Source organism: Thauera phenylacetica B4P, from assembly GCF_000310225.1.
In the GTDB taxonomy this organism is placed as follows: domain Bacteria; phylum Pseudomonadota; class Gammaproteobacteria; order Burkholderiales; family Rhodocyclaceae; genus Thauera; species Thauera phenylacetica.
The window spans coordinates 1-1528 of the sequence record NZ_AMXF01000439.1 but is presented as its reverse complement, the minus strand read 5'-3'; the positions used below and the strand labels follow the sequence as shown (position 1 = coordinate 1528).

Below are 1528 nucleotides of genomic sequence, written 5' to 3'. Positions count from 1 at the left end.
AGGACAGCTACTCCAACAATTCCGCGTTCGCTCCCTCCCCGCGGCCCTCCCCGCCCTCCCCTCGCCCCCGCCGATGCCCGACCACACGCCCTCCCCCGTTACCCGCGCCCTCGACGCCGCGCGCCGCAAGCTGCTCGAGACCGGCACGCGCAACCGGCTGATCCACGTCAACCGCGCCAACGCACGCGCCAACTGCCTCAACGTGATCAACGAGCGCGCTGACGAGGTGTTCTCGATCCTGCGCCTGCAGGGGCGCCGGATGCGCTTCCGCGCGCTCGGCAAGGACAAGGCCGACGCAGCCGGCGAGGTGCCGCTGGCCCTGGCGGAGGCGGCGCCCGACGAGGACTCGGGCCGGCTGACCGACCACTTCCTGGAGACGCCGCTCGGCCCCGATGCGCTCGCGCGCCGGCTGCTGCGCCTGGCGGGCGACGCGCGCATGGCCGAGGAGGAGCAGGGCGTGAACCTGCTCTACCTCGCGCTCGGCTTCCTGCGCTGGAAGGAGGCGCCCTCCTCCGACGTGGTGCGCGAGGCGCCGCTGGTGCTGCTGCCGGTGCAGCTCGTGCGCAACGAGCGCAGCTCGACCTTCGACCTCGTGTGTCGCGAGGACGACCTCAGCACCAACCTGCCGCTGCAGGAGCGCCTGCGCCAGGACTTCGCGATCGGCCTGCCCGAGGTGGACGAGGCCGAGGGCTGGACGCCGGCGCAGTACTTCGCCCTGGTGCGCGAGGCGACCGCAGGCCAGCGCGGCTGGTCGGTGGACGCCGACGGCATGCAGCTCGGCTTCTTCTCCTTCGCCAAGCTGCTGATGCACCGCGACCTCGACCCGGCGAACTGGCCCGAGGGTGCGTTCGCCGCCAACCCCCTGCTGCAGGGCCTGCTCGCCGACGGCTTCGAGGCCGATGCGCCGTTCTTCGGCCCGCAGGACCGCCTCGACGCGCTGCTCGACCCCGCGCGCATCATCCAGGTGGTCGACGCCGACGCCTCGCAGACCAAGGTCATCGAGGAGGTCCGCCACGGCGCCAGCCTGGTGGTGCAGGGCCCGCCCGGCACGGGCAAGTCGCAGACCATCACCAACCTGATCGCCGCCGCCGCGCACGACGGCAAGTCGGTGCTGTTCGTCGCCGAGAAGATGGCCGCGCTCTCGGTGGTGCACGACCGCCTGGTGAAGGCCGGGCTGCGCGACGTCTGCCTGGAGCTGCACTCGCGCACCGCCAACAAGAAGGCGCTCGCGCTCGAGCTCGGCCGCACGCTGTCGGCGAGCGCGCAGGCCTTGCCCGGGGTGGGCGACCCGGCGCGGCTGCGCCGCACGCGTGACGAGCTCAACCGCATCGCCGAGCTGCTGCATGCGGCGCTGCCGCCCTCGGGACAGACGCCCTTCCGCGCGCTCGCCGAGATCGTCGGCTTCATCGGCAAGGGCGCGCCGCCCCCGGCCATCGCGCTCGACGGGCTGGAGACGCTCGATGGCGACGCCCAGGCCGCCGCGCTGGCCGCGATCGAGGCCCACGTCGGCGCGCGGGCGCGCACCGGC

General features: G+C 73.8%; 1 protein-coding gene. It reads left to right on the top strand.

Annotation, left to right across the window (positions count from 1 at the left end):
• Positions 1-73: 73 nt before the first annotated feature.
• On the top strand, positions 74-1528 hold a 1455-nt coding region (locus tag C667_RS22830; protein WP_004388242.1), incomplete at its 3' end, for a DUF4011 domain-containing protein.